Source organism: Oscillibacter valericigenes (assembly GCF_021531435.1).
Taxonomy (GTDB): domain Bacteria; phylum Bacillota; class Clostridia; order Oscillospirales; family Oscillospiraceae; genus Oscillibacter; species Oscillibacter valericigenes_B.
This window is the reverse complement of record NZ_JAFBIS010000029.1, coordinates 1-22,048: the sequence shown is the minus strand read 5'-3', so window position 1 is coordinate 22,048 and position 22,048 is coordinate 1. Positions and strand designations below refer to the sequence as shown.

19 protein-coding genes and 1 pseudogene are annotated in these 22,048 nt (G+C 60.2%); 12 read left to right on the top strand and 8 right to left on the bottom strand.

The features are described 5' to 3' along the window. Positions 1 to 93: 93 nt before the first annotated feature. From acrB to JQM68_RS12000, 5 genes are all read right to left on the bottom strand, one after another. Entirely contained in the window at positions 94 to 894 is an 801-nt protein-coding gene (gene acrB / locus JQM68_RS12020; protein ID WP_235223247.1) for an acryloyl-CoA reductase electron transfer subunit gamma, read from the bottom strand. 18 nt (positions 895 to 912) lie between these two features. Continuing rightward, a complete protein-coding gene (locus JQM68_RS12015; protein WP_235223246.1) occupies positions 913 to 2,052 on the bottom strand; it encodes an acyl-CoA dehydrogenase in 1,140 nt (379 codons plus the stop codon). Between the two features lie 173 nt (positions 2,053 to 2,225). After that, positions 2,226 to 3,704, bottom strand: coding sequence for a 4-hydroxyphenylacetate 3-hydroxylase family protein (locus tag JQM68_RS12010; RefSeq protein ID WP_235223245.1), 1,479 nt, complete (start codon positions 3,702 to 3,704; stop codon positions 2,226 to 2,228). A 35-nt stretch (positions 3,705 to 3,739) separates the two neighbouring features. Beyond that, entirely contained in the window at positions 3,740 to 5,296 is a 1,557-nt protein-coding gene (locus tag JQM68_RS12005) for an acyl CoA:acetate/3-ketoacid CoA transferase (RefSeq protein WP_235223244.1), read from the bottom strand. A gap of 36 nt (positions 5,297 to 5,332) precedes the next feature. After that, positions 5,333 to 6,133, bottom strand: a complete 801-nt coding sequence (locus JQM68_RS12000; protein ID WP_235223243.1) for an enoyl-CoA hydratase-related protein — start codon at positions 6,131 to 6,133, stop codon at positions 5,333 to 5,335. Positions 6,134 to 6,551: 418 nt separating this feature from the next. On the opposite strand from JQM68_RS12000, the gene JQM68_RS11995 reads away from it, so the two are divergent. Next, on the top strand, positions 6,552 to 7,976 hold the full coding sequence (locus JQM68_RS11995) for a sigma-54 interaction domain-containing protein (protein ID WP_235223242.1): 1,425 nt from the start codon (positions 6,552 to 6,554) through the stop codon (positions 7,974 to 7,976). 12 nt (positions 7,977 to 7,988) lie between these two features. Further along, positions 7,989 to 9,335: an RNA polymerase factor sigma-54 gene (rpoN, locus tag JQM68_RS11990; protein ID WP_235223241.1), complete on the top strand. Its 1,347-nt coding sequence runs from the start codon at positions 7,989 to 7,991 to the stop codon at positions 9,333 to 9,335. Positions 9,336 to 9,365: 30 nt separating this feature from the next. Here rpoN and arcC read toward each other — a convergent pair whose 3' ends face one another. Next, positions 9,366 to 10,310 carry a carbamate kinase gene (gene arcC, locus JQM68_RS11985; protein ID WP_235223240.1) on the bottom strand — a complete coding sequence of 315 codons (945 nt, stop codon included), beginning with the start codon at positions 10,308 to 10,310 and terminating at the stop codon, positions 9,366 to 9,368. 136 nt (positions 10,311 to 10,446) lie between these two features. Here arcC and JQM68_RS11980 point away from each other — a divergent pair, with 136 nt between their 5' ends. Further along, positions 10,447 to 11,046 (top strand): TetR/AcrR family transcriptional regulator, encoded by a 600-nt coding sequence (locus JQM68_RS11980; RefSeq protein WP_235223239.1) that lies wholly within the window; start codon positions 10,447 to 10,449, stop codon positions 11,044 to 11,046. A 144-nt stretch (positions 11,047 to 11,190) separates the two neighbouring features. Beyond that, complete coding sequence (locus tag JQM68_RS11975; protein WP_235223238.1) at positions 11,191 to 12,555, top strand: MATE family efflux transporter; 1,365 nt, start codon at positions 11,191 to 11,193, stop codon at positions 12,553 to 12,555. Between the two features lie 111 nt (positions 12,556 to 12,666). On the opposite strand, the gene JQM68_RS11970 is transcribed toward JQM68_RS11975, so the two are convergent. Together JQM68_RS11970 and JQM68_RS11965 are read right to left on the bottom strand one after the other, a co-directional pair. After that, positions 12,667 to 13,314, bottom strand: coding sequence for a potassium channel family protein (locus JQM68_RS11970; protein WP_235223237.1), 648 nt, complete (start codon positions 13,312 to 13,314; stop codon positions 12,667 to 12,669). 15 nt (positions 13,315 to 13,329) lie between these two features. Further along, positions 13,330 to 14,706: a TrkH family potassium uptake protein gene (locus JQM68_RS11965; protein WP_235223236.1), complete on the bottom strand. Its 1,377-nt coding sequence runs from the start codon at positions 14,704 to 14,706 to the stop codon at positions 13,330 to 13,332. 254 nt (positions 14,707 to 14,960) lie between these two features. Here JQM68_RS11965 and JQM68_RS11960 point away from each other — a divergent pair, with 254 nt between their 5' ends. The 8 genes and pseudogenes from JQM68_RS11960 to JQM68_RS11925 form a co-directional block, all read left to right on the top strand. Next, on the top strand, positions 14,961 to 15,182 hold the full coding sequence (locus JQM68_RS11960; RefSeq protein ID WP_235223235.1) for a hypothetical protein: 222 nt from the start codon (positions 14,961 to 14,963) through the stop codon (positions 15,180 to 15,182). A gap of 30 nt (positions 15,183 to 15,212) precedes the next feature. After that, positions 15,213 to 17,894, top strand: coding sequence for a sensor histidine kinase (locus JQM68_RS11955; RefSeq protein WP_235223234.1), 2,682 nt, complete (start codon positions 15,213 to 15,215; stop codon positions 17,892 to 17,894). Continuing rightward, positions 17,887 to 18,624, top strand: coding sequence for a response regulator (locus JQM68_RS11950; protein ID WP_235223233.1), 738 nt, complete (start codon positions 17,887 to 17,889; stop codon positions 18,622 to 18,624). Before JQM68_RS11955 ends, JQM68_RS11950 begins: the two co-directional genes overlap by 8 nt. 47 nt (positions 18,625 to 18,671) lie before the next feature. Continuing rightward, complete coding sequence (locus JQM68_RS11945; RefSeq protein WP_235223232.1) at positions 18,672 to 19,169, top strand: hypothetical protein; 498 nt, start codon at positions 18,672 to 18,674, stop codon at positions 19,167 to 19,169. Continuing rightward, positions 19,051 to 19,844: pseudogene (locus JQM68_RS14010) on the top strand (site-specific integrase); the annotation flags it as partial. The gene JQM68_RS11945 and the pseudogene JQM68_RS14010, both read left to right, overlap by 119 nt. Before the next feature lie 42 nt (positions 19,845 to 19,886). Next, positions 19,887 to 20,579: a CAP domain-containing protein gene (locus JQM68_RS11935; RefSeq protein ID WP_235223248.1), complete on the top strand. Its 693-nt coding sequence runs from the start codon at positions 19,887 to 19,889 to the stop codon at positions 20,577 to 20,579. A 224-nt stretch (positions 20,580 to 20,803) separates the two neighbouring features. After that, entirely contained in the window at positions 20,804 to 21,121 is a 318-nt protein-coding gene (locus JQM68_RS11930) for a DUF6809 family protein (protein WP_235223231.1), read from the top strand. After that, positions 21,121 to 22,048 (top strand): site-specific integrase (locus tag JQM68_RS11925; protein ID WP_235223230.1); only part of this gene is annotated, 928 nt, incomplete at its 3' end. The genes JQM68_RS11930 and JQM68_RS11925, both read left to right, overlap by 1 nt.

The window sequence follows — 22,048 nt, the reverse complement described above, 5'->3', positions numbered from 1 at the left end:
CTTGCCCTCGCGCTGCTCACAGAACACCCATACATCCTTGAAAGCAGCGATATCAGCACTGTTGAAATTAGACATAGTCGTTTATCCCCTTTCTCAGATGATGTGCTTGTCGGCCAGAATGCCGGCCAGCTTCTCGCAGGTCTCCTTGCCGTCGCCTTCCAGCATCACGCCGACGCCCTTCTGGGGAGGCGTGAAGCTCTTGAAGATGTTGGTGGGAGAACCCTTCAGACCGATGGTGGTAGCGTCGATCAGAGGATGATCCTTCAGCTTCTCATAGTCATAGACATCCAGGGGCTTCTCATAGGTGGCATAGATGCCGCCGATGCTCATGTAGCGGGGGTTGTTCAGCTCCTTGATGCAGGTCAGCAGGCAGGGAGTCTGGGTCTTGATGGTCATGTAGCCGTCCTCCAGCATGCGCTTGACAGTGACGGTCTTGCCTTCCTTGGTGATCTCGGCGGCGTAGGTGATCTGGGGCAGGTGCAGCTTCTCAGCGATCTGGGGGCCGACCTGGGCGGTATCACCGTCGATGGCCTGACGGCCGCACATCACGATGTCGTCATCCTCGATGCCGATGGTGCTGACGGCAGCGGCCAGGATCTGGGAGGTAGCGTAGGTATCGGAGCCGCCGAACTCACGGGCGGACACCAGGACGCCGCGGTCGGCGCCCATGGCCATCAGCTCACGCAGCATGCCGGCCGCGGGAGGGGGACCCATGGTGACAACAACGACTTCGCAGCCGGTCTCGTCCTTCAGCTTCAGGGCGGCCTCAACAGCGTTCATATCGTCGGGGTTGGTGATGGTCTGCATGGATGCGCGGTTCAGGGTGCCGTCGGGATTGACAGCGACCTTGCCGGAGGTATCGGGAACCTGCTTGACACAAACAATGATCTTCATAATCGTCTTTTCCTCCTCTTACAGACCCATGTTGGCGGAGATAACGATGCGCTGGACCTCGGAAGTGCCCTCGTAGATCTCGGTGATCTTCGCGTCGCGCATCATGCGCTCCATGGGATAGTCCTTGGTGTAGCCGTAGCCGCCGAACATCTGCAGCGCCTTGGTGGTGGTCTTCATGGCGTGCTCGGAGCAGAACAGCTTGGCCATGGCGGCCTCCTTGGTGTAGCGCTTGCCCTCGCCCTTCAGGACGGCGGCCTGATAGGTCAGCAGACGGCCGGCCTCGCAGCCCAGCTCCATGTCGGCGAAGGTGAACTGGGTGTTCTGGAACTTGCTGATGGGCTTACCGAACTGGACACGGCCCTTGGTGTAGTTCTTGGCCTCTTCCAGGGCGCCCTCGGCGATACCCAGGGACTGAGCGGCAATACCGATACGGCCGCCGTCCAGAGTCTGCATGGCGATAGAGAAGCCCTTGCCTTCCTTGCCCAGCAGGTTCTCCTTGGGAACGATGCAGTCGGTGAAGACGATCTCAGCGGTGGGAGAACCGTGCAGGCCCATCTTCACCTCGTGCTTGCCCACGGAGAAGCCGGGGAAGCTGCTCTCCACGATGAAGGCGGAGATGCCCTTGGTGCCCTTGGACTTGTCGGTCATGGCGAAGACCACGAACACGTCGGCCACATAGCCGTTGGTGATGAAGATCTTGGAGCCGTTCATCACATAGTGGTCGCCTTCCAGACGGGCCTCGGTCTGGCCCTTGGAGGCGTCGGAACCGGCGTTGGGCTCGGTCAGGCAGAAGGCGCCGACCTTGTGGCCGGTGGTCAGCATGGGCAGATACTTGGCCTTCTGCTCCTCAGTGCCGTGGGTCAGGATGGGATCGCAGCACAGGCCGTTGTGGGTGGCCACGATGTCGCCGGTGGAGGCGCACTGCTTGGACAGTTCCTCGATGCAGATGGCGGAAGCCAGAGGATCGGCGCCAGCGCCGCCGTACTCCTTGGGCACGCACATGCCCATGACGCCCAGGTCAAACAGCTTCTCGATGTTCTCGCGGGGATACAGGGTCTTTTCGTCGGTCTCGGCGGCGATGGGCTTCACTTCGTTCTCAGTGAACTCGGCCATCATCTTCCGGATCAGCTGGTGCTCACGGCTCAAATTGAAATCCATGATGTTTACTCCTTATATTCAAATTTTGGATTCTCGCGGTATTTCGACCCTTCGGAGGCGCACTGACCCGCAGGGGGCCGATTTTTCAGTCCCTTGCCAGTTCACCCCCGCCGGTCCGCGGAGCGTACTCCACGGACCGGATGGGATGTCGAATGATAGAATGGTTTCCGGCCTCAGTCCTTGATGCCGGCAATATCCTTGGCAAGCTGCTTCTTGCCCTGGATGTTGCCCTGACGGGCGATCATGATGCGCTGGGCCTGGGGAGAACCGGCGCCGTGCATGGACTCGGTGCGGTAGCCGACAGCGGCGGCGCCCAGGCACAGGTTCTCGATGAAGCGCATGATGCGCTGGCGGTTCTCGGTGGAGACACCCTCCCGGGTGGCGAAGAACTTGTTGCAGATCTCGCCGATGGTCTCACCGTTACGGCCCACCACGGTGTCGCTGCTGAAGTCCACCTGAGAAGGCATGGTCACCATCAGGCCGCCGGCGATGTCCTCAGCCAGACGGACGATCTCATAGGGGAAACGGGTGACGTTCTGCTTGCAGACGTTGGCCAGCAGCAGGTCGATCTGATAGTTGCCCGCCTTGGTCTTGAAGCCCTGGGCGGAGCAGGCGATGCCGCAGCAGAACAACGTCTCGTTCAGGTGGGTCATCTCGATCAGCTTGTCCTTCACGGCGGAGGCCTTCTCCACACCGTTGTACTCGGCGGCCAGAGCAGCGGCGCCGATCAGGGTGTCGCCCACGCCGACCTTGCAGCCGCCGTAGGACTGGCGGTGATAACCGGCGAAGCGCTCCACGATCATGCCGGCGAACTCATACTCGCCGTTGAGGAAGATGTACTCGTTGGGGATGAACACATGGTCCAGGACCACCAGAGCCTCCTGGCCGCCGAACTTGGCGTTGCCTACGTCGATGGAGGCGTCCGCCTCCATCTTCCGGGTGTCGCAGGACTGACGGCCGTAGATCATGTACATGCCCTCGGCGTCGGTGGGGCAGGCGAAGGAGACGGCCCAGTCCTTATCAGCCTCACCCATGGAGATAGTGGGCATGAAGATGTGCCAGTGGGAGTTGATGGAGCCGGTCTGGTGGCACTTGGCGCCGCAGACCACGATGCCGTCCTCACGGCGCTCGACGACATGGACATACATGTCGGGGTCGGCCTGCTGGCTGGGAGCCTTGGAGCGGTCGCCCTTGGGGTCGGTCATGGCGCCGTCCACGGTCAGGTCGTTGTCCTGCACGAAGGTCAGGAACTTCTTGAAGTTCTCGTGATAGTGGGTGCCGTACTTCTCGTCGATCTCATAGGTGGTGGAGAAGACGGAGTTGAAGGCGTCCATGCCCACGCAGCGCTGGAAGCAGGAAGCGGTCTTCTGGCCCAGCAGACGCTGCATCTTCACCTTGTTCATCAGGTCCTCGGTGGACTGGTGCAGGTGGGTGAAGCGGTTGATGGTGTGGCCGGTGAGACTGGACTTCACGGTCATCAGGTCCGCGTACTGGGGATCCTGAGCCAGAGCGTAGGTCATGGCCACGCAGTTGATGGAGGGGCGGATCATGGGGTGATCCACCCAGTTGTCGATCTTCTCGCCGAACATGTACACGCGGGTGTTCAGCTTGCGCAGGCTGTCAATGTACTCCTGTGCGGTCATCAGTGCCATTTCTTTTCCTCCTCGTTTTGTTGGGGGTCTTTGATTTAGTCGTTGGCCAGGCCCATCAGCTCATCACGGAAGATGCGCTCGTCCATGAGTTTCAGGTCCTCGGCGATCTTCGGCATGAACTCCATCTGGTCCAGGACCTGGGTCTGGAGGTCGATGCCGGGGGCGATCTCGATCAGGGTCACGCCCTCGGGACGCAGCTCGAACACGGCACGCTCGGTAACGTACAGCACGGGCTGGTGCACCTTGTTGGCGTAGACGCCGGAGAAGGTGATGTGTTCCACCTGCTTGACGAACTTCTTCTTGGCGCCCTCCTGCACAATGACGAGCTTGCCGTCCTTGCACTCGGTCTTCAGGCCCTTGGCGGTGAAGGTGCCGCAGTAGACTACCTTCTTGGCGTTCTGGGTGATGTCGATGAAGCCGCCGGCGCCGGCCAGACGGGTGCCGAACTTGGACACGTTCAGGTCGCCGTTGGGAGCGGTCTCAGCCAGACCCAGGAAGGCCACGTCCAGGCCGCCGCCCTGATAGAAGTCGAACTGGACGTTGTGGTCCAGGATGGCCATGGCGTTGGCGGAGGCGCCGAACTGGGTGCCGCCGTAAGGCACGCCGGCGATGCCGCCGGCCTCGACGGTCAGGATCAGCTTGTCGGAGATGCCTTCCTCGGCGGCCACGTTAGCGATCTTCTCGGGAGCGCCGGTGCCCAGGTTCACGATGGCGTCCTGGGGCAGCTCCATGGCGGCGCGGCGGGCCAGGATCTTCTTGGCGTCCAGGGGAATGGGGGGGATGGCATCCACGGGAATGCGGAACTCGCCGGTCAGGGCGCCGTCATAAGGCATGCCCAGGCACTGCATGTTGTCCTCCACGGAGCCTACCACAATGGCGTCCACATAGATGCCGGGAATTTTCACCAGCTTGGGGTCCAGAGAACCGCCCTGGACGATCTTCTCGACCTGGACGATGACCTTGCCGCCGGAGTTCTTGGTGGCCTGGCACTGGGCGGTGACGTCCAGGGGGCCGATCTCACGATGGACGGTGCAGTTGCCGTACTCGTCGGCATAGCTGGCGCGGACCAGGCAGACATCAATGGGGATGGGCTTGTACAGCAGCCGCTCCTCGCCCTCGATGTTCACCAGCTTCACCAGGTCCTCCTTGGTGCACTCGTTCAGCTTGCCGCCGCCGTTGCGGGGATCGACAAAGGTGTACAGGCCCACATGGGTGATGGTGCCGATGTTGTGGGCGGCGATGTCGCGGTACATATGGGTGATGACGCCCTGGGGCAGGTTGTAGGCTTCCAGCTTATTCGCCAGAGCCAGCTCACCCAGCTTGGCGGCACGGTCCCAGTGGCCGCCGACCACGCGCTTGCACATGCCTTCATGGCCGAAATGGTCGCCGCCGGTGCCGTCCCGGTGGCCCTGGCCGGCCGCGAAGAACAGCGTCAGGTCCCGGGGATGGCCGGTTTCCACAAAGCGCTGCTCCAGAGCCTTCGTCAGTGCCTCGGGGCAGGCGCAGCTGACAAAGCCGCCGGTGGAGACGGTGTCGCCGTCCTTGACCATCAATGCCGCTTCTTCAGCGGTAATCACGCGAACTTTCTTCATGTCTGACTCCCTCTTTATCTATGTAGTATTAGTGTCTTACTTGTTCTGGAAGTGCTTTTCCTTGCGCTTCTCCAGGAAGGCGCCCATGCCTTCCTTCTGGTCGGCGGTGGCGTAGCACATGGCGAACAGCTCGTTCTCCAGGGCGATGCCGTCGTCAATGTCCATCTGCATGCCGCGGTCAATGCAGGCCTTGGAATACTTCACAGCGATGGGAGCGTTGGCGGTGAAGGACTGGGCCATGGCGATGGCGCCGTTGAGCAGCTCCTCGGGAGCGTACACGGCGTTGACCAGGCCGATCTCCTTGGCCTCCTGAGCGCCGATGGTCTTGCCGGAGAAGATCAGCTCCTTGGCCTTGGCGATGCCAACGCGACGGGGAAGACGCTGGGTGCCGGAGAAGCCGGGGGTGATGCCCAGGCCCACCTCGGGCTGGCCGAACTTGGCGCCGCCCTTGCCCTCAGCGTTGGGGCCGGCGGCCAGGATGATGTCGCAGCTCATGGCCAGCTCGCAGCCGCCGCCCAGAGCGAAGCCGTTGACCGCGGCGATGGTGGGGATCTCCAGCTTCTCGATGCGGCGCATCAGGGCGCTGCCGCGCTGACCCCACTTGCGGCCGGCGGCCACGTCCATGGGATACTGCTCGCCGATGTCGGCGCCGGCCACGAAGGAGCGGCCCTCGCCGGTGAGAATGAAGGCCCGCAGCTCGGTATCCTGCTCGACCTCGGTAATGAGCTGTTCCAGTTCAGTAATGACAGTGGAGTTCAAAGCGTTCAGCGCTTCGGGACGATTGATGGTGGCAATGCCGATGTTGCCGTTCTTCTCGTAACGAATGGTCTGATACATAACAGTTCCTCCTTTAAATTTTGAGGTATGGCTCCGGGCAGCTCCCCGGGTCATCCTCATTCCTTGCTGCCTCAAAATTATAGCAAATTTCATGCCAACTTTTCAATCGTCATTTCCTTCCATCAGTGGTATTTTTCTGTGCAGTATGCTTGGTTTCAGGGGACTTTTTTGTGCTATCAGCGCATTTGTGCTGGACGTTTTTTCCAGCCTATTCAAAAATGAATAGGCTGGACTTTTGCCGCCGTTCGGTCGTTTTCCGCCTGCTTTGTGCGGAGGTTATAATTTCACCCTTAAAATTCTGGTGGATTCGACCGTCATTTTCTGTTTCTTTCCTCTTTCTATTCATTTTTGAATATGCTATACTCAAAAGTGAATAGAGTTTCCAGTTCTCGCTGCGGCGGAAAGGCGGTTGAAAGTTTTGTCAGAGTCTACAAATTTTCTGGACCTGTTTGAAAACGACATCAATCTCAAGGGCCTGTTTGACATCATCAGCCCGGAAAACAATCTGGTGCTGGCGGATGACATGATGCTCTCCAACGCCAAGGGCATCATTCTTCGTGTCAGTGAGAACTACGAGCGGAATTTTGGCTTCAGTCACGGCTCCATCGTGGGCAAAAGCGCCTTTGACCTGGAGGTAGACGGCACCTTCTCCCCCTGCATCACGGCGGAGGTCATCCGCCAGAAGAAGAAGATCACCACCACCCAGACCATCAACCATATCCACAAAAACGTGATGACCGTGGGCATCCCCCTGTTCGACAACAGCGGCGATCTGAAGTACGCCGTCTGTTTCAACACGGTGTCCATGGAGCAGATCAATACCATTCAGCAGAATTACCGCCACCTGCAGGATTCCCTGCAGCACTACTCCGAGGAGATCGCGGAGCTGCGCACCCGGGCCACCTCCACCAGCCTGATTTTCAAAAGTGCCTCCATGCAGCGGCTGTGGACGCTGATGCAGAACACCGCCAACACCAAGGCCCACATCCTCATCACCGGCGAGACCGGCGTGGGCAAAAGCGCCGTTGCCAAGGCCATCCACGCCATGAGCAACCGGGCCAACGGGCCTTTCATCGAGGTCAACTGCGCGGTCCTCCACGAAAACCTCATCGAATCGGAGCTGTTCGGCTATGAGAAGGGTGCCTTCACCGGCGCTTCTTCCTCCGGCAAGATCGGCAAGATCGAGCTGGCAAACCACGGGACGCTGTTTCTGGACGAGATCGGCGAGCTGCCGCCCCATATCCAGTCCAAGCTCCTCCAGCTCATTCAGGAAAAAACCATTGAGCGGCTGTCCGGCACCAAGAAGATCGAGCTGGACTTCCGCCTCATCGTCGCCACCAACCGTAATCTGGAGGAGGATGTCCAGCGGGGCCTGTTCCGCTCCGACCTCTTTTACCGCCTGAATGTCATCCGCATCCACATCCCGCCCCTGCGCAAGCGCACGGAGGACATCCTGCCCCTGGCCCACCAGTTCCTGGCCCGGTTCTGCGGCGAATACGGAAAAAACCTGAATTTCACCCCCCGGTTCCTGACGTTTTTGGAGCAGTATGACTGGCCCGGCAACGTCCGCCAGCTGGAAAACCTCATCGAGCGCATGGTCATCACCGTGCAGGACCCCATCATCGACACCACCGCCCTGCCGGTGGAGTACACCGGCGAGGCAGTGCCTCCGGTGGAGCTGCTGACCCGAAAGGGCACGCTGGCGGAGCGGATGGACGCCTACGAGGGCCAGATCATCCGGGACGCCTACCACCGCTGCGGCACCACCGTGGCGGTGGCAAAGGAGCTGGGCATCTCCCAGGCCACCGCCGCCCGGAAGGTGGCAAAATACGTATCGAAGTAAGGAGGGCGTTCCATGGGCCTGATTTCCCTGAAAACCGACCTGCGGCAGGAATTGAAACTGACGCCCCAGCTCCTGCAGTCCATGGAAGTTCTGCAGATGAACGCCCAGGAGCTGCTGGAATACCTGAACCGGGTCACCGAGGAAAACCCGGTGCTGGAGCAGGAGGACTCCGCCGACCTGCGCCATTCCTACGAAGAGCTGCGGCAGAAGGCCAGCTGGCTGGACGGCGGCGTCTACGGCGCCACCTTTACACACGATGACGCCGCTTTTCCCGAACGGGGCGCCGTGGACAAAGAGACGGAGAGCCTGTCCTCCTTCCTCTGCGACCAGCTGGAGCGCAAACGCCTGCCCAAGCCCCTGCTGGCCCTGGCGAAATACATGGCGGAGCTGGTGGATGAGGACGGCTACCTGGCCCCGGAAGACCTGGATGGGCTGACAGAACTGAAAATTCCCCTGTCCCTCATCAGCGAGGCATTGGAAACGCTGCAAAGTCTGGACCCCGCCGGCGTCGGCGCCAGGAGCCTCTCAGAATGCCTGCTCCTGCAGCTGGCCCGGCAGGAGCACGTCTCCCCCGCCGTCATGGACATCACCGCCCGGTTCCTGCCGGAGCTGGGGAAAAAGCACTACGGCCCCATCTGCCGGGAGCTGGGATTGACCATGGAGGAGGTCCGGGCCGCCGAAAAAGTCATTTCCGGTCTGGACCCCCATCCCGGCCGGGCCTTTCAGCCGGCGGAGCCCACCGTTTACGTCCGCCCCGATGTATTTATCGTGGAGCTGGACGGCGAGCTGCGGGCCGTGCTGAACGAATATTACTTACCCCAAATCTCCGTCAGCGATTACTATGTCCGCCTCCTGCGGGAGTCCGACGAGCCGGAGACCCGGGACTACCTGCGCCAAAAGCTCCAGCAGGCCAAATGGCTCCTGAACAGCCTGGAACGGCGGGGCGGCACCCTCCGCCGGTGCGCCGATGCCATCCTGGAGGCGCAGCGGCCCTTCTTCACCGGACAGACCACCGCCCTGGCCCCCATGAGCCTGTCCACCCTGGCGGATACGCTGGGCCTCCACCCCTCCACCATCTCCCGGGCCGTCCGGGGCAAATACCTGCAATGCCGCCAGGGGACGTACCCCCTGCGGTACTTTTTCAGCCGGGCCGTCACCGAGCAGGGGCCCTCCCGTCAGGCGGTGCAGCAGAAGCTGCTGGCTCTGCTGGCAAGTGAAGACCCCTGCCATCCCCTCAGCGACCAGCGGCTGTGCCGGCTGCTGGCGGAGGACGGCATGGAGGTGGCCCGCCGGACGGTGGCGAAATACCGTATGGAACTGGGCGTCGGTTCTTCCGCCGCCCGAAAACACCGTATATAAAAAAACAGCCTGCTGACGCAGGCTGTTTTTTTACGCGAAAGTGATGACAGTTCCGGTCTTGCCCTCCAGGGCGTCCACGCATTTGTCCAGGCTGGTGATGATGGCCCGCTTGCCGGGATTGGCCCGGACAAACCGCATGGCGGCCTCCACCTTGGGCAGCATACTGCCCACACCGAACTGGCCCTCCTCCACGTACCGGGCGGCCTCCGCCAGGCTCAGATGGTCCAGGTCCCGCTGGTCCGGCTTGCCCCAGTGGATGGCCACCTTCTCCACCTCCGTCAGGATCAGCAGGGCGTCGGCGCCCACTTCCTCCGCCAGCAGCTCGGCGGCAAAGTCCTTGTCAATGACGGCGGCCACGCCCTCCAGGGTTCCGTCGGGGTTTTCCACCACGGGGATACCGCCGCCTCCGCAGGTGATGACGATGGCGTGGTCCCACAGCAGCCGGACGGCGCCGATCTCCACGATGCGCCTCGGCAGGGGCGACGCCACCACCCGCCGCCAGCCGCGCCCCGCGTCCTCCCGCATGACATAGCCCTTCTCCCGCTCCAGCCGCTCCGCTTCCTCTTTGGAGCAGAAGCCGCCGATGGGCTTGGTGGGATTCTGAAAAGCCGGATCGTTCCGGTCCACCACCACCTGGGTAGTGAGGGACACCACGGGGCAGTTCCGGTTCCGGGCGCTGAGGGCATATTTCAGCACCTGCTGGATATGGTAGCCGATATAGCCCTGGCTCATGGCGCCGCAGACGTCAAAGGGCATGGGCGGCACCACCTCTTTCGCCGTCTCGCTGGCCAGCAGAATGCGGCCCACCTGGGGACCGTTGCCGTGGACCACGGCCATTTCGTAGCCCCGCCCGCTGATCTCGGCGATATGGCGGGCGGTCTCACGGACCACCTCCAGCTGGGCCTCGGCGGTAGGGGCGGAATCCTTGGATTGCAGGGCGTTGCCGCCCAGGGCGATAACAAGTCTTTCAGGCATGGCATGACTTCCTTTCCGCGTTTGCACTAGTGTGCCGCGAAAGCCCTCCGCCTATGCAAAAACCGCCGCTCAACAAACGGTGGACTTGCCTTCCGACATCTGATATACTTAACAAGCAAGAGGGGGATATGTCCATATGAAGCAGGAAGAAAAAAACAGGATCAGCCGGGAACGCATCCTGTCCGCCGCCTTTGCGGAATTCGGTGCTCACGGGTATCTTGGCGCATCCATCAATACGGTCTGCGCCAACGGTCGGATCTCCAAGGGCCTCCTTTATCACTATTATGCCGATAAAGACACCCTGTACCTAGCTTGTGTGAACCAGTGCTTTCAGGAGCTGACAGCGTATCTCTCCGGTCACCTGGATGTGGAAACCGTTACGCTGGACCAATATTTTGATGTTCGTCTCGGCTTTTTCCGGGAGCACCCGCTCCACCAGCGCCTGTTCTGCGGTACCGTGGCCGATCCGCCCGCTCATCTGAAGCAGCAGCTCTCCGACTGCCGGAGGGAGTTTGACGCGCTGAATGAGGCGATGTTCACGGCAATTTTAAAAAAGGAACGTCTGGCGGAGGGCGTCAGCCTTCAGGACGCCATCTGGCAATTCCGCCTGCTGGGGGACTTTTTCAACACCTATCTGAAAGCCAACAGCCAGGAGATCCCCCAGCCGGAGGAGTACGACCGGCTCTGCCGCCAGACGCTGCACACCATGCTCTATGGGCTGATCGGCCAGCGCTGAGCCGCCCTTTTGCCACCGCCGCCGGCGGTGGCTTTTTCATGCCAGGACGTGGCCATCCGATATTGACCGGCTGGTCTGTTTGTGCTATATTTAAAAGCAGACCGATAAGTCTATTTTATTATTTATCCGGAAAGGACCATTTGTATGCAAACTCAGCAGGCCCAGTCCGTTCTGGGCGAAATGAAACCATCGAAGGCAATCGTCAAGCTGGCCATACCGGCCACTTTGGCGCTGTTGGCCAAAGCCGTTTACAACATCGTGGATACCGCCTACATCGGCATGCTGCGGGACGACATCGCCCTGGCGGCGGTGGGCGTGACAGTCCCCCTCCTGCTCATCATGGTGTCCATTGAAAACATCTTTGCCGCCGGCGCCGCCGTATTAGCCGGGAGGCAGCTGGGTGCCAAAGACCAGGAGGGCGCCGAGCGGACCGTGACCACCATCGTAGGCCTGTCCGTGGGGATCGGCATTCTCCTCTGTGTGCTGGGCATCGTCTTTATGGAGCCTCTGCTGCGCTCTTTCGGTGCGTCGGACGAGGTGCTTCCCCAGGCGAAAGACTACGCGTTCTGGATGTTCATTGCCGCTCTTGCAAATCTGCCCGCCCAGAGCATGAACTGCGCCGCCCGCGCTGAATCTTCGGTACGGATCTCCTCTGTCGCCGTCATCACCGGCGCGGCGCTGAACGTGGTGCTGGACCCCGTTTTCATGTTCAGCTGGGGGCTTGGCATGGGCGTGGAAGGCGCGTCTCTTGCCACCACCGTATCCCAGTTCGTCACCTTCTTCATTTTGGTGGGCTTCTACCTCAGCGGGCGGTCCGTCATCAAGATCAGGGCGCGATCCTTCAAGCCCACCTGGGGCATGGTCAAAACCGTGACCCTCATCGGCATTCCCACCGCCATCATTCAGATTTGCCTGGCGGTCGCCAGTTCCCTGACCAATGTCGCCATCAAGCCCATGGCGGACGCCACCGAGCTGCTGGCCGCCTACGGTGTGGTCCAGCGCCTCATTTTGATCGGCTGCTATGTGGTCATGGGCTTTATGCAGGGCTACCAGCCGGTGGCCTCCTACGCCTTCGGCGCGAAAAACGAGGACCGCTTTCACGAATGTGTACGGTTCGCCCTGCGGGCCGCCTTGCTGCTGACGGTACTGGTGGCAGCGGTCTATATCATCTTATCGAAGCCTCTGATCATGCTGTTTAACCGCAACCCCGTCATCATCGGCTACGGCGCCAAGTTGCTGACTTCTCAGGTGATCCTGTATCCCGCTTTCGGCCTGTGCTATATGATGACCATTACCTTCCAGACCATCGGTTCGTCCCGCTACGGCCTGTTCCTGTCCATGATCCGGCAGGGGCTGTTTTACGTGCCGTTCATTCTGGTTCTGCCCAGGCTCATCGGCGTTGCGGGCATCTACCTCTCGCAGCCCATGGCGGACATCCTGACGATCCTGGTGTGCCTGCTTTCCATCCGGCCCATGAAATCGATCGCCTCACGCAATATGATGCAGTAAAAACCGGCCCTTTCTCCATGGAGAAAGGGCCGGTTCTTTTTGTCAGATGAAAACCGCAGAAGATAGCGCGGAGCAGGCGTCCGCCCGCATTTTGCCCCGCACGGCCGCGCTTCACAAGTTCAAAAACCGCTGCGCGTCCCGGTTGCTGCCCAAAATGAAAATCGTTTCATCCGCCTGAAAGCAGTGCGCCGGGCCAGGCAGCGGCTCCAGCTTTCCGTCGTGCTTGGTGGCCAGCACATTGATGTGGTACTTTTGGCGGACTGCCAGCTCCACGATGGTCTTTCCCACCCAGGAGGCGGGCACCGCCGTCTCGAAAATGGAGTGGTCGTCCGTCAGTTCAATATAATCGAAGATGTGGTCGGCGCTGTACCGCACCGCCGCCCACGAAGCCATCTGCCTTTCCGGGTAGATCACATCGTCCGCGCCGTTGCGCAGCAGGAATTTGGCGTGCACATCCCGCGCCGCCCGGGACAGCACAAAGGGCGCGCCATGCTCCTTCAGCAGGGCGGTGGTCTCCAGAGAGCTCTGGAAGTCATCACCGATGGCCACCACGCACAGGTCAAAGTTCCGGACGCCCAGAGAGGCAATGAACTGCTCGTTGGTGCTGTCCCCGATCTGGGCGTTGGTCACCAGCGGCAGAATATCATTCACCCGCTGTTCGTCGCGGTCCACGGCCAGCACCTCATGGCGCAGTTCCCGCAGCTTCTGCGCCATATGCCGCCCAAAGCGCCCCAATCCGATCAAAAGTACAGACTTCATATGCAAGTTCCTTTCTCATCCCACCGTTACCGGCTCCTGCGGAAATTGAGACACGGACGTTCCGTTCCCCGCTGTGAACGCGTAGATCATCGTCAGGCCGCCCACACGGCCGAAATACATCAGGAACACCAGGATCATTCTGGACGCCAGCGAAAACCGGGCGGTGCCGCCCAGCGACAGGCCCACCGTGCCGATGGCGGAAGCCGCCTCGAATAAGGAGTCCATCAGCGGAACATGGTCCATGCAGCAGATCAGCATACCGCCGGTCAGAAACAGAGATATGTACAGCAGAAAGATGGCGCAGGCGCTCTGGAGTGCGGGCTCCTGGACCCGCCGGCCGAAGCACCTGGCGCTGCGCTGCCGCTGAAAGACGGCAGCGGCACTCAGGATCAGGACCGCGAGGGTGGTGGTCTTGAAACCGCCGGCGGTGGACCCGGGCGAGCCGCCGGTCAGCATCAGCAGAATGGTCAGCAGCCGGCCGGTCTCCGACATCTGCGCAAGATCCACGGTATTGAAACCGGCCGTTCTCGGGGTGACGGACTGGAAAAGGGCGGCCAGCACCTTTTCTCCCAGTGAGAGCCCGTCCCACTGGGGCAGACGGAACTCATAGAGCAAAAAGAACAGGAACCCGAACGTGAGCAGGCCGGCCGTTGTGACCAGGATGAGCTTGCTCTGCAGCCGGTACGCCTGAAAGCGGAGACGGTGGGCAGCGATGTCCTGCCAGGTCATAAAGCCCAGGCCGCCCACCACGACCAGCAGCACCACCGTCAGGTTCACCACGGGATCGCCTGTATAGCCGGTCAGCGAGGAAAACGGCGCCTCCTCCCCCATCAGGTCAAAGCCCGCGTTGCAGAAGGCGGAGACGGAATGGAACACGGAATACCACAGTCCGCGCCACAGCCCGAACCACGGGCAGAACCGCAGCGCCAGGATCGCGGCGCCGATGCCCTCCATGGCAAACGCGGTCTTCAGGATAAAGCCGGTCATACGGACGATCCCGCCCACCTGGGGCGCGGAGATGGATTCCTGCATGACCCAGCGCTGCTTCAGTCCGATCCGCTTGCCCGAAAAAATAAAGATCGCCACCGCCATAGTGACCACGCCCATGCCGCCCACCTGGATGAGAAGCAGGATGACCAGCTGCCCAAAGCCGGACCAGCAGCTTGCCGTGTCACGGACCACAAGTCCGGTGACGCAGGTGGCGGAGGTGGCGGTGAACAGCGCGTCGGAAAAGGAGGCGCCGCCCCGCGCCTTTGTGGAAAAGGGCAGCATCAGCAGCGCCGTCCCCAGCAGGATCAGCAGCAGAAAGCCCAGGATGATCACGCGGGCGGGCGACACCCGCTCGCTTTTCCAAAAAGGCGCAAACACCGCCTGAAGTTTTTCTCTGAACACGCGGCCACTGCCTCCCTAAAGTATCAGAACGTATAAAGATTATAGCATGGAAGAAATGAGGAGTTTATTAGGGTTCTTTACGGGGCATTAAGATTGGATAAAGGCGGAGCGCGCTCCGCGGCAGACGTCCCACGGCATTTATACAATCTTAATCTCCTGCGGAAAACGCAAATCTCACCCATAGATGTTTGCGTTTATAATGGAAGCAGGAAAAGTGTTTTCATCGGCTGTCTGCGCTTTGAGGAGTGAACTGTATGGAAGCCTTTGCGATACTCGGCGGTTTTCTTTATATCGCGGCGGTGGGATATTTCATCATGGGCCGCCTTGGTCGTTTTCTGGACAGGGGCGGCATCTCCCCCTGCTGGGATGAAGCGGAGGAGCGGCAGTCCGCCCGGAACGCGAAAAAAGAGTCCGCGAATACGGACTCTTTCAGCGAGTTGAAGGGTTGCAATGCCCCGCATTCCAAGGTAGTATAAGGAATACTACGACAGAAAGGGGCGGTTTTCATGGCGGACGGGTATCATCCGAATCCCGATACAGTGCCCGGGGAATTCCGGCACGCGGAAGGCCAGGGCGCGGGACGGCTGAAGATATTTTTCGGCTATGCCGCCGGCGTCGGCAAGACTTACGCGATGCTGGAAGCCGCCCACCGGGCCAAGGCCGCCGGCGTGGATGTGGCGGTGGGCTATATGGAGCCGCATGCCCGGCCCGAGACCACGGCACTGCTGGACGGGCTGGAGCAGCTTCCCGCCAGGCGCGTTCCATACGAAGGGACAGAGCTGCGGGAATTTGACCTGGACGCGGCGCTGGATCGCCATCCCCAACTGATTTTGGTGGACGAGCTGGCCCACACCAACGCCGGGGGCAGCCGCCATGTGAAACGCTACCAGGATGTGCAGGAGCTGCTGCGGGCGGGCATCGACGTCTATACCACGGTCAATGTGCAGCATCTGGAGAGCCTCAACGACAAGGTGGCCGCCATCACCGGCGTGTCCGTCGCCGAGCGCATCCCGGACAGTGTGTTTGACTCCGCCGACCAGGTGGAGCTGGTGGACCTGGAGCCCGCCGACCTGCTGGAGCGGCTGCGGAAGGGAAAGGTCTGCCTCCCCGAGCAGGCCGCGGGGAGCTTTTTTACCGCCAAGACGCTGGCCTCCCTCCGGGAGATCGCCCTGCGGCGGACGGCGGACCGGCTGGACGCGGCGCCGTGGTCCGAGGGGAACGAAAAGCCGAAGGCGGGGGAGCATATCCTGACCTGCCTCTCCGCCTCCCCCTCCAATCCCAAGGTCATCCGCACCGCCGCCCGGATGGCGCGGGCCTTCCACGGCGCCTTCACCGCCTTGTTCGTGGAGACGCCGGATTACGCCTCCATGTCCGAAGAGGACCGCAGGCGCATCAGCGCCAATGTCCGTCTGGCGGAGGAGCTGGGCGCCCGGATCACGACCACCTACGGCGACGATCCCGCGGCGCAGATCGCGGAGTACGCCCGCATCAGCGGCATCTCCAAGGTGGTCCTGGGCCGCAGTCCTCACCGGGAGGGCCTCCGCCGGACCAAAAACCTGGTGGACCGGCTCAATGACCTTGCCCCGGACCTGGATATCTACATCATCCCGGATCAGCAGGGAAACAGCCGGGCGCAGCACGCCGGTCACCCCCGTCGGAGTGAGGAGCGGCTTTCCGCCGGGGACCTTCTGAAAATGCTGTCCGTTCTGGCGGCCTGTACACTGGGGGGCTATTTCTTTGCCGCTCTGGGCATCTCGGACACCAACATCATCCTGCTCTACCTGTTGGGCGTGCTGGGCATCGCCATGGTCACCACAGGACGCAGTTACAGTCTGCTCTCCTCGCTGCTGTCGGTGCTGCTGTTCAACTTTTTCTTCACGGAGCCCTATTTCACGCTGCGGAGCGACCCCAGCTACATCGCCACCTTCGGCATCATGTTTATCGTAGCCCTGCTCAGCAGCTCCCTGACCATCCGGGTCAAGACCCAAGCGAAGATGAACGCTGACAAGGCCTACCGCACCGCTATCCTGCTGGAATCCAGTCACAAGCTGCAGACGGCGGACAGTGCGGAGGCCATTCTGACCGTCGCCGCCCAGCAGCTGGGGCATCTGCTGGAGCGGGATCTGGTGGTCTATTCCGCAGATGGAAAGGGCGGGCTGCTGCCTGCCGTCGCCTTCCCCTTCGCGGAGGAGCGGGACCTCTCGGCGCTGCTGACGCCGGACGAGGAAGCGGTGGCGGAGTGGGTCCTGAAAAACAACAAGCACGCCGGCGCCACCACCAACACCCTGCCGGGCGCAAAATGCCTGTATCTCTCCATCCGGGGCACCGGAGGCGCCCTGGCGGTGGTGGGCATTGCCGTGGAAAGCGGCCATCCGCTGCAGTCCTTTGAAAAAAACCTGATGGTAGCCCTGCTGGACGAATGCGGTCTGGCGCTGGAAAAGGAGCTGACCATGCGGGAAAAGCAGCAGGCGGAGGCACAGGCCAGCCAGGAGGCTTTGCGGGTCAACCTGCTGCGGGCCATCTCCCACGACCTGCGGACGCCCCTCACCAGCATCTCCGGCAACGCCGACATCCTGATGGAGCGCGCCGACCAATTGGAGCCGGAAAAACGGCAGAGTCTTTTCACCGCAATCTATGACGACGCCATGTGGCTGTTCAATCTGGTGGAGAATCTGCTGTCCATCACCCGGCTTGAGGATGGCCGTGTCCACATGAATATGGAGCCGGAGCTGCTGGAGGACATCTTCGCGGAAGCTCTCAACCATCTGGACCGAAAGGCCTGCATGCACCATATCCGCACGGAGCTGGCGGACGATATGCTGATGGCGGATATGGACGCCCGGCTGATGGTGCAGGTCATCATCAACATCGTGAACAACGCCATCCAGTACACGCCGGAAGGCTCCCACATCACCCTGTCCGCCCGCAGGAGCGGCCGGACGGTGTATGTGGAGATTGCCGACGACGGGCCGGGCATTCCCGACCAGGCCAAGGAAAAGCTCTTTGAACGCTTCTATACCGCCGGCAACGAACGGGGAGACGGACGGCGCGGGCTGGGGCTGGGGCTCTCCCTGTGCCGGTCCATCGTCACCGCCCACGGCGGTGCCATTGAAGTTTTGGACAATCATCCCCGGGGCGCTGTTTTCCGCTTCACCCTGCGGGCATCGGAGGTAACCGCTTATGAATAAACCGCAGATACTGTTCGTGGAGGATGACACCGCCGTGGGCAATCTCATCGCTACCACGCTGGAGACCCAGAACTACCAGTTCCACCGGGCCAAAAACGGCCAGCAGGCGATCCTGGACGCGCTGTCCTGCCGCCCGGATGTGATGCTGCTGGATCTGGGACTTCCGGATATGGACGGTATCGAGATCATCAAAAAGGTCCGCTCCTGGAGCAACATGCCCATTATCGTTGTTTCCGCCCGGGCCGACGACCGGGACAAGGTGACGGCTCTGGACGCCGGGGCCGACGATTACCTCACAAAGCCGTTCTCCGTGGACGAGCTGCTGGCCCGGCTGCGGGTGGCTCTGCGGCGGGTGCGGTATGACAGTCAAAAGACCAGCGAGGCGTCGGCCCGCTATCAAAACGGCGGCCTGGTCATTGACTACGCCGCCGGATGCGCCTACCGGGACGGTCAGGAGCTGCATCTGACCCCCATCGAGTACAAGCTGCTGTGCCTGCTGGCCAAGAACACCGGCAAGGTGCTGACCCACAACTATATCATCAGCGAGATCTGGGGCGGCTCGGCCGACAGCGCCGCCGCAGAGCTGCCCTCCCTGCGGGTCTTTATGGCCACCCTGCGAAAAAAGCTGGAGGCGGATCAGAGCCATCCGCAATACATCCAGACACACATCGGCATCGGCTACCGCATGATCCAGTGCGGCAAAGAGCCTGAAGCACAGGAAAATTCGTAAGTCCATCCCTGTCCGGAAGACATGGTGGCGTATGGAAGGCAGATCAAATGATGCGTTTGAACCGTGAGGGGCTGCAAAAGCCCCCTCACGGTTTGCTTTTTTGCGGAGCGACCGGCTGTTCCGATCTGTCGTTCGGCTGTTTGGCCCGCTGCAGAACCACGCCGCCGGATTCCGTCGCAAAAATTACGCCGGGATCCGGCATCATGGGCATCCACACCATGTTACACGAAGCCATGAAAGCGGCAGAGGAATCCCACATCATTGCCAAAAATCCCACTGAGAATATCCCGGTTCCAAAAGCGAATCCGAAGCCCAAACAGGTCCTGAATGATGACCAGCTGGAACGGTTCATGGAGGCAATCAAACATGACGCCGTCTGGCATGACTTCTTCTGCACAGAGCTGACTGCCTGCGGCGGGGTGAGCTCTGCAGACTCATGCGGAGCGCAGAAAACGGGGCACCGGAAGCATCCGCCTGAGAAAAGATGGCCGCTGGGAGGGCCGGTGCCTCATTGGCTACGACGAAAGAGGGCTTCCCAAAACTAAAAATGTTCTGGCCAAGACAAAGTCAGAATGTATTGAAAAATTGAAGGCGCTACGGCAAACGCCGGCTGCGCCCACTCCCAGTCAGGCCAAGCCCCGGATGACTGTCCGCGAATGGCTGGACTTCTGGTATCAAACTCACAAAAAGCCCACGCTTCGTCCCAACACCCAGATGTCCTATGAACAGCGGATCTATGGCCACATCATCCCGGTGCTGGGCGGCATCCCACTGGACAAACTGACGCAGAATGACCTGCAGCAGTTCTATACAAACCTCAAGCAAAGCGGCAGGCGGAAGGACGCAGACCGCTACGGCGAAGGGCTATCCGACCAGACAGTACGGGGCTGCCACACCACCCTGCGTTCCGCACTGGCAAAGGCTGTGGAAGAAAAGCTGATCATCCGAAACCCCGCGGACGGCTGCAGGCTTCCCTCCGCCAAGCCCCGAGAGATGCAGGTACTCACCCCGGAGGAAATGCAGCGTCTCTTAATTCAAGCCAAAGAAGACGGCTGTTATGAGCTTCTCCTGCTGGAGCTGTCCCACAGGACTGCGGCGTGGAGAAATTCTGGCCCTGCAATGGGATGACCTGAACTTCAACACAGGGGGCGCTTCAGGTAGAACGGCAGGTCCATCGAGTAAAAGGAGAGCTTGTCGTCTCACAGCCTAAAGCCAACAGTTGTGGTATTGCTGTGTGTTACAAAACGGAAAGGAGCATCAGCATGAAGTATGATAAGAGAAACATCACGGCCATGGTGACGGGCATGGTTATCGGCGCGGCTCTGGTGAGCGAAGCCGCCGCGGGAATAGTAGCAGAACCTACTTGGCAGAAGATCTATGTGGATGGCCGGCAGGTCTCCATGACCGCCTATAACATTGCGGGGCACAATTATGTGCGGCTCAGGGATATCGGCCAGCAGGTAGACTTCAATGTATACTGGTCTGACGGCGTGCAAATTGACACAGGCGCACCGTATACCGGAATTGCCCCGGTGCAGGAAATAAGTTCCCAGCCGACAGATATGGAGATTCGGGAGGAAATGATCCGGCGCATCAACGAGGTACGAAGAAAGTACAGTGTGTCAGAACTGGCGGTGGATCAGTCTCTCATGGATGCGGCGCAGGAATGCTCCTCCTACCTGTACACCAAGCATAATAACCGGGTGGAATGTGAGACTGTTGCAGCGTCTGGGTATCCACACGGTTTCGGTTCCAACCTGACGGTGTTCACCGTCACGAACCTCGAAAGGATTTCCGAAAAGGCTGTGGCAAACTGGGAGAACTCCCCCGGCCACCTGGCAACGATGATTGACCCGAATTGCAATGCCGTCGGTGTCGGCGTTACAATCGCCAACGGCAAAGCCTTCTGCTATATGTTCGCGGGGAACCCAACGGCGCACAATCCCTACGCATGAGTGTAGCGCTGGTTCCAAATGGGCCGCATCCGATATTGGATGCGGCCCCAAATTGCTTACTCTGGCGGCAACGCATGTCCATATGTCACCTCAAAATTTGCGTCGCAAAACAAAGAAAGAAAGCCTGCCCGCAATTGATAACTTTCTGAAAATTGTAGTCAGTTGGGGATGGCTATTCAGCAGAGGTTGCGGTATTGTGTGTCGCTGACAGGAGGTGGCACACGATGCACGATTATATGAAAGCCCTGTACCACAGGTTCGAGACACCATCCCGGAGGGCTGAACATCTGGATAGAAAAATCAAGAGAACTCACAGCCAGCTTGCTCGGTTACTGAATAAGCCAGAGAAAAAACTGCTCCTGCGGATAGCGGACATGGAAGATGAACTGCGGGATGAAGCCTGCCTGAACAGCTTCATATCCGGCTACCGTCTGGCGCAGGGTATCCAACAGGAGCTACAGGCAGACCAGCCGCCATATAGCTTCGAAGCTGAGGATGAGCGGCAGGCTTGTGAAAGTTGGGAGAGGAGAGATACGGAATAATGTCAAAAAAACGTGCCAACGGCGAAGGCAATATTCGTAAGCGAAAAGATGGCCGGTGGGAGGCTCGCTACACGGCAGGACACGACCCTAAAACCGGCAAGCGAATCATCAAAAACGTGCTGGGCAAAACGCAAGCTGAGGTCCGCGAAAAGCTGAAACGCGCTCTGGAAGAAACAAACGGTATGGATGTTGCCCGTGCCGATGACTTCACAGTGGCTACCTGGCTCAAAACTTGGTATGACCTCTATGCCAAGCCCAATGTGCGGGTAGCCACAGCAGACCGCTACGATTTGATGATCAACACCTATACGATCCCCCGCATCGGAAACATCAAGCTGACCAAGCTGACTTCCCGTGACCTTCAAAAGCTCTACAAGGACCTGATGGAAAAGGGCCGGGAACGGAAAACCAAAACCGGCGCTCAGGGATTGAGCAGTACCACGGTACGGAGCGTCCATCTCATGCTCCACTGCGCCTTTGAGCGGGCAGTCAAGGAACGGCTCATTCCCCGTAATCCGACAGATGATTGTATCGCTCCCAAGGTCCGTAAATTCGAGATGAAAATTCTGGAGCCGGAGCACATGAAAGCATATCTCGACGCTGCCGACGCCAGAGGGCTTCTGCCCATGTTCTATCTAGAACTGGTCAGCGGCCTGCGCAAGGGGGAGCTGGTAGCACTGCTATGGTCTGACCTGGATATTAAAAACCGCACCATCTCGGTCAGCAAGCAGTACATCAAGAATCCAAACGGAGAACTCACCTTGTCCCGCCCCAAGACGGAGACTTCCGTCCGGAAAGTCTCCATCCCTCAGATGGCAGTAGACCTGCTGATTCAGGAGCACGAAAAGTGCGTACGCCGCCTCGCCAGATCACCTCGACCGGCGAAATTGAGCAGTCGTTCCGCTGAAATTGAGCAATGGCACCGCC